Source organism: Gordonia amicalis, from assembly GCF_022059885.1.
Classification (GTDB): domain Bacteria; phylum Actinomycetota; class Actinomycetes; order Mycobacteriales; family Mycobacteriaceae; genus Gordonia; species Gordonia amicalis.
The window spans coordinates 4300191-4314956 of sequence record NZ_CP091855.1 but is presented as its reverse complement, the minus strand read 5'-3'; the positions used below and the strand labels follow the sequence as shown (position 1 = coordinate 4314956).

Sequence of the window (14766 nt, the reverse complement as noted above, 5' to 3'; positions counted from 1 at the left end):
GATGGATCGGTGGTGTTCATCAGACGAGGAGGAAATTCGTGCTGAGTCCCTACGACGAGCTGCCCGTGCATCAGACGTCGCAACCGTTGTCGGTGGTGAGTGACACCAACACCGGCTTCGACGACGGGTACTACTTCGGTGCATTCTCCGCGGAGGCGAAGACCTTCTGTTTCCAGGGTCTGCGCATCTCTCCGAACACGGATCTGATCGGGGGGTATGTCGGTCTGAACCGGGATGGCCTCCAGCGCACCGTGCGATTCAGTCGCACGTGGCGGGAGAAGTGCGAACTCGAGGTCGGGCCCTATCGCGTCACCGTGGTGGAGCCATACCGCCACATCCGGTTGGAGCTCGCGCCGAACGAATCCGGTCTGTCGTGTTCGCTCGACTGGTTCGGCATGTCGCCGGCCTATCTCGAGGCGCATCACCTCGCGACCAATCGGGGACGCCCGACCACCGACCAGTCCCGCTACTCGCAGCCGGGAACGGTGGAGGGGTGGATCGAACTCGAAGGTCAACGGATCGAGGTGGGTGGGCCGAATTGGTATGGGAGCCGCGATCACTCATGGGGTGTCTACTTCGAGCGCCCGCCCATCGCCCCGAATCCGCAGCTCCTTCCTCCTCCCGCGCCGGAAGGTGTTGCGCGATCGCTGCGGTTCTGGACCCTGTTCGGGTCGGGGGATCTCTCCGGTTTCTACGCCATCCACGAGGACGCCCGGGGGCGTCAGGTGCCCATGAACGACACTTTCGGAACCCCCTTCGAAGGCCGGCTCGTCGTCGGATGGGACCAGGAGACCTACGAGTTGGTCAGCGGGCGTTGTGAACTCGAGCTGGTGCCGGGTACCCGGCTCCTGCGTCGAGGTCGAGTGATCCTGCACGACGCCGACGACGGCGAGTGGGTGCAGGAAGTGGAACCTGCTTGCCCGCCGTGGATCACCTCGACGATCGGATACCAGGCCGGTTCCTGGAGGGACGGAGGCTCGATGCGGACCTACCACGGACCGGGGGTCTCGCTCGAGTGGGACGACGTGGACGCACGGGACCAGCCGTTCGACCATGTCCGCCATGACGGCGTCGTCCAACGGGATCTCATTGGGAAGGAATACCTGGTGCGCACCAGGACAATTGCCCCGGACGGGCGCGAGTGGTCGGGCGCGGGTCAGACCGAACTGTTCCTCGATGGCCCCTATGCGCCACTCGGCCTATAGGTCAACGGAGCCTCATGTCGATAGGTCATAACTACCGATAAATCGACTTCAGTGGTGTGCTCATGCCGTGAGTGTGGCTGTGAACGAACGACCAACTGCCGGCGGCGAGCGCGTGACTCGTGGGCGCTCAGTCGAGCGCGGCGACCGGCGAGATCGCCGGGGCGAGGTGTCCGAGGGTGCTCAGCGACACGGCGCGACTCGGTGCCAGCGAGGCGACGATCAGCTCATCGGCGTCGGCATGTCCGGCGAACCAGCTCAGGTACTTCCGCACCTCGTCGGGCGTCCCGACACCGGCGTAGGTGAGCATCTCGTCGATCTGCCGGCCCTGAGGCATCGAGAGCACGGCGTCGGCTTCCTCGTCGGTGAAGGTCCGTCCGCGACCGTAGAGCAACGAGACACGCTGGCGCCGGGCGACCTGCAGTTGCTCCTGAGCGACATCCGGGTCGTCGTCGGCGATCACACCGACGCCGGCGATCACGTACGGTTCGGCGAGGACCTCCGACGGCCGGAACTCGCGGCGGTACAACTCGACTGCCTGAGTCAGTGCCTGCGGAGCGAAGTGCGACGCAAAGGCGTAGGGGAGTCCCAGAGCGGCGGCGAGCTGCGCACCGAAAAGGGACGAGCCCAGGATGTAGAGCGGCACATGGGTACCGGCGCCCGGCGTCGCGCGCACACCTTCGATACGGGACTCGTCGCCGAGGAACGCCTGCAGTTCGAGAACATCATGCGGGAACCGCTCCGCCGATGCGTGCGTGCGACGGAGAGCCTGGAAGGTCTGCTGGTCGCTGCCCGGCGCGCGGCCGAGTCCGAGGTCGATGCGGCCGGGGTGGAGTTCGGCGAGCGTGCCGAACTGCTCGGCGATGGTGAGCGGGGCGTGGTTGGGCAGCATGACGCCGCCGGCACCCAGGCGGATGGACGAGGTGTGGGCGGCGATGTGCGCGATGAGCACCGCCGGCGCCGACGACGCGATCGCCGACATGTTGTGGTGTTCGGCGTACCAGATCCGCTTGTATCCCCACTTCTCCGCATGCTGCGCGAGATCGACACTGGCGGCGAGACTTTGCGCGACCGTTTCGTCGCGGCCGACGGTGGCGAGATCCAGGATGGACAGGGGAAGGTGTTGAGCGGTCACGTAGTCCCTCAACCCGGCGAACCGGTCCGAGTATTCCCGCGCCCGTCTCCGACACGGCTGATCCGAGCCGGTCGACTCCGCCGCCGTGAGGCAGGATAGGGGCGTGACCGAATCCGATCCCGACCTCTTGATCGACTTCCGCGACGTCGCGATAGTCCGCGGTGGCAAAACGCTTGTCGGCCCGCTGTCCTGGCAGGTCGAGCTGGACGAACGCTGGGTCATCATCGGCCCGAACGGTGCCGGGAAGACGACCCTGCTGCGCCTCGCCGGTGCGGAGCTCCACCCGACGTCGGGTACGGCTTTCGTGCTGAACGAGAAGCTCGGCCGGATCGAGATCCGGGAACTCGCGACTCGGATCGGCGTCGCCAGTCCCGCGCTCGTCGATCGTGTGCCCGACTCCGAGGTCGTCAGCGACGTCGTCATCTCGGCTGGTTACGCGGTGCTGGGTCGCTGGCGCGAGGCCTACGACGAGATGGATCGGGACCAGGCGGTCGAGTCGCTGGAGTCGATGGGCGCCGAGCATCTCGCCGAACGCACCTTCGGCACCCTTTCGGAGGGTGAACGCAAACGTGTGATCATCTCCCGTGCGCTCATGACCGACCCCGAGCTGCTGCTGCTCGACGAACCGGCCGCCGGTCTCGACCTCGGCGGGCGCGAGGAACTCGTCGATCGCCTCGCCACGCTTGCCGCCGACCCCGACGCTCCGGCCATCGTGCTGATCACCCATCATGTGGAGGAGATCCCGGAGGGGTTCACGCACGCGCTGATCCTGTCCGAGGGCGGCGTCGTCGCACAGGGCCTGCTCGAAGAGGTGCTGACCAGCGAGAACCTGACGGCCGCCTTCCGGCAGCAGATCATCCTCGACAAGGTCGACGGACGGTACTTCGCTCGACGCCGTCGCCGCGCGGGCGGTCACCGTCGAGCAGGAGGCAACCGATGACATCCACCGATCAGGGACCCGAGGTCGTGTCCGCACCGATCCGCGACGCCGCGACGGTGGTTCTGGTCCGGAACTCCGCCGACGGCATCGAGGTGTTCCTCCAGCGTCGGGTGAAGCAGATGGCGTTCGCCGGCGGCATGACCGTCTTCCCGGGCGGCGGCGTCGACAAGCGTGACGCCGGTGCCCACGTGGCCTGGACCGGTCCGGACGCGGCGTGGTGGGCCGACCGGTTCAACACCGACGACGAGCTGGCGCAGGCACTCGTCTGCGCGGCCGTCCGGGAGACCTTCGAGGAATGCGGCGTCCTGCTCGCGACCACCGCCGACGGTGTCTTCGCCGATCCGGGAGCACTCGCCGACGATCGACAGAGGCTCGTCGAGAAGTCGCTGTCGTTCGCGGAGTTCCTCACCGCGCGGGGCCTCACCCTGCGCGCCGATCTGCTGAGTCCGCTCGCGCACTGGATCACCCCGGTCAACGAGAAGCGCCGCTACGACACCCGCTTCTTCCTCGCCGCCATGCCCGAAGGGCAGGAGGCCGACGCCGAGACCACCGAGGCCGAGGTGGCGCGCTGGGTCAACGCCCGAGGCGCGATCGACTCGTGGGCCGACGGCAAGCACTTCCTGATGCCGCCGACCTGGGCGCAGCTGCACTACGTCAGTGGCTTCGCGACCGTCGACGAACTGCTGGCCGCCGACCGGGCCATCGAATGCATACTCCCCGACACCACCCCGGGCGCCGGTCTCTCCGGCCTCGGTTTCCCGGGCTCCGACGAGTACTTCCGCACGCTCGGCGACCAGACGCCGCCCGACATCACTCTCTGACGGATCACTGCTCGTCGAGGTCGACTGCCTCCACAGAGTCCTCGTCCTCGCCGATGTCCTCGCGATCAGCCCATTCGAGCAGCGTGTCGAGACGGTGGGCGACGTCGTCGATCTCGGCGTGCAGATCGCCTAGTTCGGCGAACCGTGCGGGCACGGTGGCGATCGTGAAGTCGTCGGGTGCGATGTCGTCGATCTCGTCCCAGCGCACCGGCGTCGACACCGTCGCGCGCTGGTTGCCGCGTACCGAATAGGCCGACGCCATAGTGTGGTCGCGCGTGTTCTGGTTGTAATCCACGAAGACGGCGGCCGGGTCGCGGTCCTTACGCCACCACGTCGTCGTCACGTCCTTCGGGGCCCGGCGTTCCACCTCGCGGGCGAAGGCGAGGGCGGCGCGCCGGACTTGCGGAAAGCCCCATTCGGGTGCGATCCGCACGTAGATGTGGAGACCGCGCCCGCCCGACGTCTTCGGGAAACCGCGCATGCCGAGTTCGTCGAGAACCTCCGCGACCACGTGTGACACCCGCTGGATGCGCGAGAACGGGCAGTCGGGCATCGGATCGAGGTCGATGCGCCACTCGTCGGGGGATTCGGGGTCGGCGCGGCGCGAGTTCCAGGGATGGAACTCGACCGTCGACATCTGCACGGCCCAGATCACCGACGCCAGCTCGGTCACGCACAGTTCGTCGGCGGTCCGTCCGTAGCGGGGGAAGTAGATCTCGGTGGTCTCCAGCCAGTCGGGTGCGCCGGCCGGGACACGCTTCTGATGTACCTTGTTGCCGCTGACGCCTTTGGGGAAGCGGTGCAGCATGCACGGGCGGTCGCGCAGCGCCCGCACGATGCCGTCACCCACCGACAGGTAATACTCCGCGAGGTCGCGTTTGGTCTCGCCGCGTTCGGTGAAATAGATGCGGTCCGGACTCGAAAGGCGGACCGTTCGGTCGCCCACCTGCAGCTCGATCGGCTCACCTGCGGAACCCGCACCCTTCGCCATGCGCCCACTGTAAGGCGCAACCGCGCGTGAGCGGGGTTGTCCGGCCTGGGACACCGGGCCGACTTACCAGACGGTAGCCTTCGAGGATGCCTGAGTTCGTGACACTCGAGACGTCCGACGACCATCCCGGCGTGGGCACCATCCTCCTGGCCCGCCCGCCGATGAACGCGTTGAGCCGCCAGGTGCAGGCCGAACTGGCCGCAGCTGCCGAGGAGGCGACACTGCGCGACGACATCAAGGCCGTCGTCGTCTACGGCGGACCCAAGGTCCTCGCCGCCGGCGCCGACATCAAGGAGATGAACGACCTCACCTACGCCGAGATGAGCAAGGTCGCCGGTCGCCTGCAACGCGACCTGGGCGCCATTGCCTCGATCCCGAAGCCGACGGTCGCGGCCATCACCGGTTACGCACTGGGCGGCGGCCTCGAGGTCGCACTCGGCGCCGACCGCCGGATTGCCGGCGACAACGCGAAGCTCGGTGTGCCCGAGGTCCTGCTGGGCCTCATCCCCGGTGGCGGCGGCACGCAGCGTCTCGCGCGGCTCATCGGCCCGGCCAAGGCCAAGGACCTCATCTTCACGGGCCGTTTCGTCGGTGCCGAGGAAGCACTCGCCATCGGTCTGGTCGACGAGGTCGTCGCCCCCGACGAGGTGTACAACGCCGCCCTCGCCTGGGCGGGACAGTTCACCGACGCCGCGTCGGTTGCCATCGCCGCCGCCAAGAAGGCCGTCGATCAGGGCCTCGGCGTCGACCTCGACACCGGCCTCAAGATCGAGGAACAGCTCTTCGCCGCGCTGTTCGCCACCGACGACCGTGCCATCGGCATGAAGTCGTTCGTGGAGAACGGCCCCGGTAAGGCGAAGTTCACCGGGCGCTGAGCGGAGCGAACTCCATCGGGGCGCTGAGCGGAGCGAACCTCACCGGCCCACAACGACATCAGCAGTGACCGACCCACGCGACAAGGAAGCGATCATGACCACCGACGCCACTCCGGGTATCGATCCGGCGCCGAATCCGCATGCCACCGAGGAGCAGGTGCAGGCCGCACTGAAGGACACCAAACTCGCCCAGGTGCTGTACCACGACTGGGAGGCCGAGACCTACGACGAGAAGTGGTCGATCAGCTTCGACGAACGCTGCATCGATTACGCGCGTGGCCGTTTCGACGCCATCGCCGCCGACGAGCCACTGCCGTACGGGCGGGCGATGGAACTCGGTTGCGGGACCGGCTTCTTCCTGCTGAACCTCATGCAGTCCGGTGTCGCCGAGAAGGGTTCGGTCACCGACCTGTCGCCTGGCATGGTCAAGGTCGCGCTGCGCAACGCCGAGAATCTGGGCCTCGATGTCGACGGGCGGGTCGCCGACGCGGAGAAGATCCCCTACGGTGACAACACCTTCGACCTCGTCGTCGGACATGCTGTGCTGCACCACATCCCGGATGTCGAGCAGGCGCTGCGCGAGGTGCTCCGGGTGCTCAAGCCGGGCGGCCGTTTCGTGTTCGCCGGTGAGCCGTCGACGATCGGCGACTTCTACGCACGCTGGATGAGCCGCGCGACGTGGTTCGCCACCACCAACGTCACCAAGTTCGGTCCGCTCAAGAGCTGGCGGCGCCCGCAGGAGGAGCTGGACGAGTCCTCGCGCGCCGCGGCGCTCGAGGCCGTCGTCGACATCCACACCTTCGATCCCGACGAGCTGGCCGGTATCGCCCGTTCCGCCGGTGCGGCCAAGGTCTCCACCGCCACCGAGGAACTGGCCGCGGCGATGCTCGGCTGGCCGGTCCGCACCTTCGAGGCCGCTGTCCCGCCGGAGAAGCTCGGCTGGGGCTGGGCGCGGTTCGCCTTCGGCGGCTGGAAGCGTCTCACCTGGCTCGACGAGAACGTCCTGCGCAAGGTCGTGCCGCCGAAGTTCTTCTACAACGTGGTCGTCACCGGCACCAAGCCGGAGTAACCGGACCTATGTAGAAAGCGCGGGACCATCGCGCGCATTCTCGCTACCGATCGGGTCGCCCCGTGCCACCATGGGCTATGGCCACGCTCCTCACATCCGACGAGTTCGACCTCCGATTGCTCTTCGCCGAGCCGGTGGCGGAGGTGAAGAAGTTCCTCCGGGAAGTCGTCGACAAGCGGGAACCGATCGCGCTCGAGGTCGAGGGCACGGCCCACTTCCTGAATCTCGGCAACGTCAAACACTTCACGCTGGTCGACCAGGATCCCGGCGACGAGTCGCTGGGCACCGATGACGGCAAGACGGTGGTGCTGGCGATCTCCGAAGTGCGCGGGTAGCGCCGACGAACCTGGCCGCGGGTACCCGGGCCCGGCGACGGTAGCCTGCAAGGATCATGGGCTACTCCTTCAGTCTCGACGACGTCGGCTTCCTGCGGTCGCGGCACGGCGAGAAGGCGCTGGAAACGGTGTCGGGTCTCGCGCTCACGTCGTCGTCGATGCTGTCCGACATCACCGAGGTCCGCAGCCGGTATGCACCGCACGACGCCGCGTTGATCGAAACCGTGCGCTGTCGTCGGCGGGCGACGACGAAACTGCGGGATCCCGCCGAGCTGCTGCTCACCGACGACGCACTGCAACAGGCGACCGCCTCGGTGGTTGCCGAACACCGCGCCGCCGAGATCGCCGGCCGTTTCCCGGCGTCGGTCGTCCACGACATGACCTGCTCGATCGGGGCCGAGCTCCGAGAACTGGTGCGCGCCAGCGGGATCTCGGGAGCTATCGGCAGCGACCTCGACCGGGTCCGGCTCGCGATGGCACGCCACAACGTACCCGACGCGACGCTCCTGGTCGCCGATGCGCTGACCCCGACCTCGAGTGCCGACGTCCTGCTCGCCGACCCGGCCCGCCGCTCCGACGCCGGCCGGATCTTCCGGCTCGACCAGCTGACCCCGCCGCTCCTCGAACTGCTCGCCACCTATGCCGGTCGCGTGCTCATCGTGAAATGTGCTCCCGGACTGGATCATCAGATGCTGCGCAACAGGTTCGGTTTCGACGGTGAGGTCCAGGTGACCTCGCTCGACGGCGGCGTCCGGGAAGCCTGCCTGTGGTCGGGGCCGGGGATCGAGACCCGACGCCGGGCAACCGTGCTGCGCACGCGACCCGACGGGTCGGTGTCGCTGTTCGAGATCACCGACCACGAGGACGACGAGGTGCCGGCCGGCGAGGCGGGGGAGTGGATCGTCGATCCGGACGGCGCCATCGTGCGCGCCGGACTCGTCAAGCATTACGCGCACCGTTTCGGTCTCTGGCAGCTCGACCCGCAGATCGCTTATCTGACCGGCGATTCGGTGCCGGCCGGGGCACGTGGCTTCCGGGTGATCGAACAGGTCGGGGTGACCGAGAAGGTCCTCCGCAAGGCTCTGGCCGTCCATGATTGCGGACCGCTCGAGATCCTTGTCCGCGGGTTGGACGTCGACCCGGACCAGCTCCGCAAGAAGCTCAAACCCAAGGGCGATCGCCCACTGTCGGTGGTGCTCACCCGGATCGGACGCAAGGGGACCGCGTTCATCTGCGAACCGGGTGTGCGCTTCTGAGCGACCACGCACAAACAGAATGCGGGCTGAGTGCCGGTTTCCGGCACTCAGCCCGCATTCTTGTTCGGACGCTTATCCCAGGTTCGCCTTGCTGTCGAAGAAGTACACCTCACCGAGGTTGGTCGCGGTGGCGACCTGACCCGAGTAGGAGATCGAGACACCGGTCGCGAAACCCGCGGAGTTCGGTAGCGGCAGAGACCGTTTGGTCGTACCGTCCGCGGTGGAGACCTCCACCAGCGACAGCGTGTCCTTGCCGGCGTCCCGGACAACGCTCCACGCGGTCTTCTGCTGGGTGAGCGCCGACAGGCTCACCGTGGCGAGATCGGTGCGCTGCCAGAGGCGTTCGGCACGGTCACCCGCGTCGCGGTAAAGGGTGAGCGGGGCGCCGAGCGAACCGGTGGGGATGATCAGGCCGTCGGGCGACACGGTCATCGTCGCGAAGCCGTGACCGCCGATGTCCTGCGTCCACTTGGTCGACCCGTCCTCGGTGTTCAGCGCGACGATCTTGCCGTCGCGCGAGAACGCATAGAGCGTCGCACCGTCGGCGGACAGGGTCGGCGTACCGACGACTCCGCTCGGGACATCGGCCGTCCAGGCGGTCCGCACCTCGCGCTTGCCGCCCACCTTGTTGTACTTCATCGACCGGATCTGCGACGACGCGGCGCCCTCGGGAAAGAAGTTGAGGTAGAAGCGTTCTCGGCCGGTGTCGACGGCGGCGGGCGCGGGAATCGCGCACTGCGGTCCGTTGCGCACACAGTCGCCGAAGCCGAGGAGCGGCTGCTCCGGATCGGCGTCGTCGCGCAGCTTCACCTCGGGGGCGACGAGTTCGTTGCGCTGGGTGTCGATCAGCAGGATCTGGCCCTGGGTCGTGGTCACCAGCACTTCATTCGGCGCGGCGAACTTCGCCGACAGAGGGACGCCGATCACGCCGGCACGCCAGCGGATCGCGCCGCCGGCGTTGAACGCCAGGAAAGTGGTCTCCTCGCCGAGGTACGGCTGGTCGTACTGGTCGACGAGCATCGCGTTGATCTCGACCCCTGCGCGCATGTCCTTGCAGAAGTTCTTGCGACCCGACCGGCCGTCAAGCACCAGCACGTTGCAGCCCTGGGCGGCATTCGACGTGACGCCGACATTGCCCTTGCCCGAGATGGTGACGGGCGCGGTGACCGGTCCGCCGGTGGGACGCGTCCAACTCAGGGCGAGGTCGTCGGGGACGTCGGCGTAGGCGAAGTTCGCATTGCCGGCGACGCCGCCGTAGCTGGGCCAGCCGACGCTCGGGATCGATCGGACGTCGATGTGTCCGTCGGAGCAGCCGGCGAGCACCAGCGAGCACGCGGCGGTGACGGCGACGAACAGGCGGGTCACCGCGGATCTGCGGTGTCGGGACACCTGCGGTCGTGCCAAGGCCATCGCGCTCCTCATCGTCGGTCCTCACGGGCACTGCACGTGCCAGGAGTGAGCCTATCGTGTGCGAAAAACGGGTCGTTTAGGGTTTGTCCCATGACCACCATGTGGAACGCCTCCTACCGGTCCCGGCGCCGCGCGGGCCGTCGCCGCGATCCGGAGCAGGCACGATTCCTCACTCTCGATTCGCTGCGCTGGGTGAAACGCAACCGGGCGTACACGCCGTGGTACCTGGTCCGCTACTACCGTCTCGCGAAGTTCCGCCTGGCCAACCCGCATGTCGTACTGCGGGGCATGGTCTTCCTCGGGCGCAACGTGGAAATCCATTGCACGCCCGAGCTCGCCCGGATGGAGATCGGGCGCTGGGTGCACATCGGCGACGGCAACTCGATCCGCTGCCACGAGGGCAGCCTCAAGATCGGCGACAAGACCGTCTTCGGCTGCAACAACGTCGTGAATTCCTACCTCGACCTCGAGATCGGCGGTTCGACGCTCATCGCCGACTGGTGCTACATCTGCGACTTCGACCACAAGATGGACGACATCACGCTGCCCATCAAGGACCAGGGCATCGTCAAGGGTCCGGTTCGGATCGGGCCGGACACCTGGGTCGCCGCCAAGGTGTCGGTGCTGCGGAACACCATCGTCGGCCGAGGCTGTGTCCTCGGTTCGCACGCGGTGGTCAAGGGGGTGATCCCCGACTACTCGATAGCGGTCGGTGCCCCGGCCCGCGTGGTCAAGAACCGCGTGGACGACTGGGCGAAGAACGCCGAGCAGCGTGCCGAACTCGAACGCGCCCTGGCCGACATCGAACGCAAGAAGGCGGCGGCGGAGAAGGCTGCCGCGCAGAAAGCCGACAAGTAGATCTGTCGGCACGTCACGGTTCGGTCGGCTCGACTGCCGCGGGCACCGGGGACGCAATCGTTGCCGACGTGGTCTCTGCCGACCCGAGTTCGCCGGCCGGGGTCGTCGTCTCGGTCGCGTCGGGCTCGTCGACGGTCTCCGTCCATCGCGAGCCGCTCCGGTCGACGAGCGTGACCGTGCCATCGGGTTCGCTGATCTCCAGCGTCGACGTGTCGGGAAGCCAGCGGACCAGGCTGTCGGACGAGAACTGCGCCCGGTACTCGACATCGGTGGTCTCCACGTCCCGGATCGTCACCTCGGTGTCGTCGTAGTAGAAAGCGAACTCTCCGGAGCCGCTGAGGGTCCCGCCGGCCGGCAGCTCGGAGACGGTCGAGGAACTGGCCGTCGGGTCGGCGGAGTCCTCGGTGACGCTCGGGACGGGCGACTCATCGGCCGTTGTCGAGGTCGTCTCTTCGGCTACCGACGCCTCCGGTGCGGCGAGGAATGCCACCGCGCCCGCAGGTGCGGTGACGGTGCCCGGGGGTTTGCATTCGATACCGACGGGGAGCCCCAGATCAGCGCCGATCTGGTGACTGAGGCTGACTGCCGACGGGAAGTTCCCGGCCTTGACGGTCAGGGTCACGGTGGTATCACCCGCCAGGAGGGCAAGGAGTGCTCCGATCAGGGTCGACGAGAACTCATAGTGTGCTGGATCCCCTAGTCCCGAAGTCGCCGGCACGGAGATGGGATTGATCGTGGGGAGGGACGGGAACCGGAGTTCGTAGATGTACCCCGCGGTCACGTTCGCCGGTGGGTTCGGCCAGCTGAGGGTGACCGTGTCGGAGATGAGCGGCCGAACCGTGTTGGTACAGGTGAACGATGGGTTCGACGGTCGTCCGGTGGTCACCGAACCGGTGGCGGTGGCCTGACCGGTGAGCGCGCTCGCCTCGCCCGTGCCGTGGACGTTCGATACGCTCAGTGCGACAACGGTTGCGGCGGCGGTCCCGGCTACGATTCGTTGCCCGGCAGGCGAATTGCGCCATCCCCGTCGAGGTGCGAACGCGACCGCGAGCAGGAACACGACCGCGACAGCCTGCAGTGTCAGGGTGTACGGATTCTTCAGCCAGGCCGCCACATAGCCGAGAATCGGCGTGGTGCCGACGATCCGCTGTACCTCGGTGATCACGTACGTCTGCGGGTCGGGGGCGCTGTTCGCATCGCCGCGCAAGGTCAGCGAGACGGAGTTGCCGACTGGCTCGCCGGTTGCGGTGACGCGGTGGGTCACCCGGACGCCATCGTCGCGGATGACACTGACCACGTCGCCCGGATGCACCGACGTGGCGGGCACCGTGCGGCTGAGTCCCAGTGATCCGGTGGGAATCGTGGGCGCCATCGAACCGGTCTCGAAGATCACCGGGCGCACCCCGAGGATCAGCGCGAGAGCTGTTGCGGCCAGACAGATGCCGCCCAGGATCGCGCCGACGGTCAGCAAGCGGTCACCCCGACGGCGCTGCTGCTGCGCCGCGAACTCGGCGGTCGGGAAGTTCTCCGATCCGGTGCTGTCCATCACGGGCCCGTCGCATCGAAGGTGAAGGTGACGGACCCGCTCGTGCCGGCGAGAGATCCGGCTGCCGTGGACGGCAGGGTGAGCTGCATGCAGAGCGCCTCGGTGCCGGTCGTGGCGGCCAAGGGACCACGGCTCGTGGCGAAGGCGACGGCGCCGGCGGTGATCGCGAGATCGGACGCGATCTGGGTACCGCCCGAACAGGTCGATCCGCTGACGGTGCCGCCGCTGACCACGCGCAGTCTCATGGCCCGCCCCAACACGGTGGAACTGGAGACCTTGGCGTCGTAGCGGAACTGCACCGACCCGGTGTTCTGAACGTTCACCACATAGGCGGTCGTGTTCCCGGGAAGGAGGGCTCCGGGGAACGCGAAAGTGTGTGCGACCGAACCGTTGGCCTTGATCTCGAGGTTCGCGGTGGTGAATGTGCCCGACGTGGTCGCTGCAGTTGTCGACCACAGTGCCGTGGTACCGATAGCGCCGGTCGTCAGCAGGACTCCGCACGTCAGCAGCGCACGCACTCGGCGTGACGTGCCCGGTGACCACCTCGGACGATTCATGCAATCGTCTCCGGACCGGATGGTGCCGTGCCGCATTCTTCCTCGTCCTGGCGCTCGCGCCGATCGGCGATGAATTGCCATGCGCCGTAGACGAACAGCGTGCCCGCCAGTACGAATATCAGCACCGTGCGACGCTGCCCGATGAACCAGTTGTTGACCCAACCGAAGTAGGGCGCCGAGTACCAGAGCGTGCCACGCACCTGGACGGGGCGGACCGGGTCTTCGTCGGCGCCGCCGTTGGCATCACCCTGGGTGATGAATCGTGGCTCGCCGTCGTCATCCCGTGTCACCTCGATGACCCGGTGCGTGATGACTTCCGGTGAACCCGAACGGATCTGATACGTGATCACATCGCCGACACCGATCTCATCCGCCGGGCGGGGTTTCACGACGATGAGCGTGCCCGGGGGATAGTCCGGCTCCATCGAGCCGGTGAGAACCGTATAGGGCTGTGCTCCGGCGATCTTCGGGATGAGGATCGTCAGGCACATGATCGCGACGGCCCCGATGAGCAGCAGCCAGGACAGAACCTGCCAGAGGTGGTGGAGGACGCTGCGTCGCTCGGCCGGTTGCTCGGCAGAACTGTCTGTGGCTTCGAGAGATTCATCCCGGCCGAACTTGACGGTAGGACTCTCGTCGACAGCGGGTGCTGTGGGTTCGTTCATGGCCGGGTCTGCTCCGCTGCGAAACTGAAGTTGATGGTGAACGTCGCCGGTTGTGTTCCGGTCACCGAGACGAGCTCGGCGCGGACGCACCAGGAGGTGGAGGCACTCTTGGCGAGAGGCGTCCACGGCGAGGTGAAACCGGTACCGGGACTCGACGTGTCCTGCGCGGTGAACGCACCGGTCAGCGGAGTTCCGGTCCCGGGACAACTCGCCCCCGGGGCACCTGAGAGGTTCACCGTGACCGTCGCGCCGGGCGTCGACACCGACGGTCCGGCAGACGCGAGCCGGAACCGCAACGGCGTCGAGCCGGCGTTGGTGATGGTCAGGACGGCCTGCTGGGCCTGGCCCGGAATCACATTGGTGCCGTTCAGCGCAGGAAATGTGAACGACGAACCGCCGCCGGTACCCGGTGCCAAACCGATTGTCCCGGTGGTGATGTCGGTGTCAGAGACATCTGCCTGCTCGGCCCACAGCGCCCCGGTGGTCCGCACCGATCCGAAGAGCAGTACGGCCACCAGGATCGCCAGGGCGGCGTAGAGGACGCCCCGCCGCTTTCGGGCTTCGGACATCGAATCAGCCGTTAGGGCCGCACCTGATTCAGTGCGATCTTCATTCCGCTGACATTGATCGTGCCGTTGGTGAATTCGGTGTCTGGTGTCGTCGACGAGAATGCGACGGTCACGGTCACCGCGAGAACCTGACCGTTTGTGACGACCACGGGCGTATTAGGAGTACCGCCGGCCACCTGAGTCGTCGTGGTCACATAAGTCGTCGACGGGGTGGTGGAACCGGTGCCGACCCCGGTGACCGACAATTCGGCTTTCATGTTCTTGCCAGTGGCCGTCACGGTGCAGTTGGCGCTGTATTCCCAGGTATCGCCCGGCACCATCAGATCGGTGGTCGTGTCGATCGCGACCACAGGTACGTCCCCGGAAACATCGGTCCACGTGCCTGCGGGACAGTTGAGCCCGAAGTCGCCCGTGGTGATCGCATCGCCGGCCACGTCCTCTTCATCACTCCACAACGCATACGATCCCATCCCCCCGAGGAGTAGGATCGCCCCCGCACCGACCGATATTGCGCCTTTGGTTTTCCGATTCATGATC

16 protein-coding genes are annotated in these 14766 nt (G+C 67.1%); 8 read left to right on the top strand and 8 right to left on the bottom strand.

Going from position 1 to position 14766, the window contains the following annotated elements; translation table 11 throughout:
- Window positions 1-38 precede the first annotated feature (38 nt).
- Window positions 39-1205, top strand: a complete 1167-nt coding sequence (locus tag IHQ52_RS19845) for an Rv3169 family protein (protein ID WP_096274221.1) — start codon at window positions 39-41, stop codon at window positions 1203-1205.
- Between the two features lie 127 nt (window positions 1206-1332).
- On the opposite strand, the gene IHQ52_RS19840 is transcribed toward IHQ52_RS19845, so the two are convergent.
- On the bottom strand, window positions 1333-2337 hold the full coding sequence (locus IHQ52_RS19840; RefSeq protein ID WP_006436037.1) for an LLM class flavin-dependent oxidoreductase: 1005 nt from the start codon (window positions 2335-2337) through the stop codon (window positions 1333-1335).
- Between the two features lie 103 nt (window positions 2338-2440).
- Here IHQ52_RS19840 and IHQ52_RS19835 point away from each other — a divergent pair, with 103 nt between their 5' ends.
- Window positions 2441-3277, top strand: a complete 837-nt coding sequence (locus tag IHQ52_RS19835) for an ABC transporter ATP-binding protein (protein WP_006436038.1) — start codon at window positions 2441-2443, stop codon at window positions 3275-3277.
- Window positions 3274-4098, top strand: coding sequence for an NUDIX hydrolase (locus IHQ52_RS19830; protein ID WP_096274219.1), 825 nt, complete (start codon window positions 3274-3276; stop codon window positions 4096-4098). The genes IHQ52_RS19835 and IHQ52_RS19830 overlap by 4 nt, the downstream gene beginning before the upstream one ends.
- Window positions 4099-4102: 4 nt before the next feature.
- On the opposite strand, the gene ligD is transcribed toward IHQ52_RS19830, so the two are convergent.
- Entirely contained in the window at window positions 4103-5089 is a 987-nt protein-coding gene (gene ligD / locus IHQ52_RS19825; RefSeq protein WP_024500556.1) for a non-homologous end-joining DNA ligase, read from the bottom strand.
- A gap of 86 nt (window positions 5090-5175) precedes the next feature.
- On the opposite strand from ligD, the gene IHQ52_RS19820 reads away from it, so the two are divergent.
- The 4 genes from IHQ52_RS19820 to IHQ52_RS19805 all read left to right on the top strand — a co-directional run bounded on the left by IHQ52_RS19820 (window position 5176) and on the right by IHQ52_RS19805 (window position 8624).
- The gene (locus tag IHQ52_RS19820; protein ID WP_006436041.1) at window positions 5176-5964 is read left to right on the top strand and encodes an enoyl-CoA hydratase-related protein; all 789 of its coding nucleotides are present in this window, start codon (window positions 5176-5178) and stop codon (window positions 5962-5964) included.
- A 94-nt stretch (window positions 5965-6058) separates the two neighbouring features.
- Window positions 6059-7033: a class I SAM-dependent methyltransferase gene (locus tag IHQ52_RS19815; protein WP_024500555.1), complete on the top strand. Its 975-nt coding sequence runs from the start codon at window positions 6059-6061 to the stop codon at window positions 7031-7033.
- A 77-nt stretch (window positions 7034-7110) separates the two neighbouring features.
- Window positions 7111-7368, top strand: coding sequence for a hypothetical protein (locus tag IHQ52_RS19810; RefSeq protein ID WP_006436043.1), 258 nt, complete (start codon window positions 7111-7113; stop codon window positions 7366-7368).
- Window positions 7369-7424: 56 nt separating this feature from the next.
- Complete coding sequence (locus IHQ52_RS19805; protein WP_024500554.1) at window positions 7425-8624, top strand: THUMP-like domain-containing protein; 1200 nt, start codon at window positions 7425-7427, stop codon at window positions 8622-8624.
- Window positions 8625-8696: 72 nt separating this feature from the next.
- On the opposite strand, the gene IHQ52_RS19800 is transcribed toward IHQ52_RS19805, so the two are convergent.
- Window positions 8697-10034, bottom strand: coding sequence for an outer membrane protein assembly factor BamB family protein (locus tag IHQ52_RS19800; protein ID WP_024500553.1), 1338 nt, complete (start codon window positions 10032-10034; stop codon window positions 8697-8699).
- A 90-nt stretch (window positions 10035-10124) separates the two neighbouring features.
- On the opposite strand from IHQ52_RS19800, the gene IHQ52_RS19795 reads away from it, so the two are divergent.
- Window positions 10125-10892 (top strand): acyltransferase, encoded by a 768-nt coding sequence (locus IHQ52_RS19795; RefSeq protein ID WP_024500552.1) that lies wholly within the window; start codon window positions 10125-10127, stop codon window positions 10890-10892.
- Window positions 10893-10905: 13 nt separating this feature from the next.
- Here IHQ52_RS19795 and IHQ52_RS19790 read toward each other — a convergent pair whose 3' ends face one another.
- The 5 genes from IHQ52_RS19790 to IHQ52_RS19770 are packed head-to-tail and all read right to left on the bottom strand — an operon-like array spanning window position 10906 to window position 14762.
- Window positions 10906-12438: a S24/S26 family peptidase gene (locus IHQ52_RS19790; protein WP_024500551.1), complete on the bottom strand. Its 1533-nt coding sequence runs from the start codon at window positions 12436-12438 to the stop codon at window positions 10906-10908.
- Entirely contained in the window at window positions 12438-12995 is a 558-nt protein-coding gene (locus IHQ52_RS19785) for a hypothetical protein (protein WP_024500550.1), read from the bottom strand. The genes IHQ52_RS19790 and IHQ52_RS19785 overlap by 1 nt, the downstream gene beginning before the upstream one ends.
- A complete protein-coding gene (locus IHQ52_RS19780) occupies window positions 12992-13660 on the bottom strand; it encodes a signal peptidase I (RefSeq protein ID WP_024500549.1) in 669 nt (222 codons plus the stop codon). The genes IHQ52_RS19785 and IHQ52_RS19780 overlap by 4 nt, the downstream gene beginning before the upstream one ends.
- A complete protein-coding gene (locus IHQ52_RS19775; RefSeq protein WP_024500548.1) occupies window positions 13657-14229 on the bottom strand; it encodes a hypothetical protein in 573 nt (190 codons plus the stop codon). The genes IHQ52_RS19780 and IHQ52_RS19775 overlap by 4 nt, the downstream gene beginning before the upstream one ends.
- An 11-nt stretch (window positions 14230-14240) precedes the next feature.
- On the bottom strand, window positions 14241-14762 hold the full coding sequence (locus tag IHQ52_RS19770) for an alternate-type signal peptide domain-containing protein (protein ID WP_024500547.1): 522 nt from the start codon (window positions 14760-14762) through the stop codon (window positions 14241-14243).
- Window positions 14763-14766 lie beyond the last annotated feature (4 nt).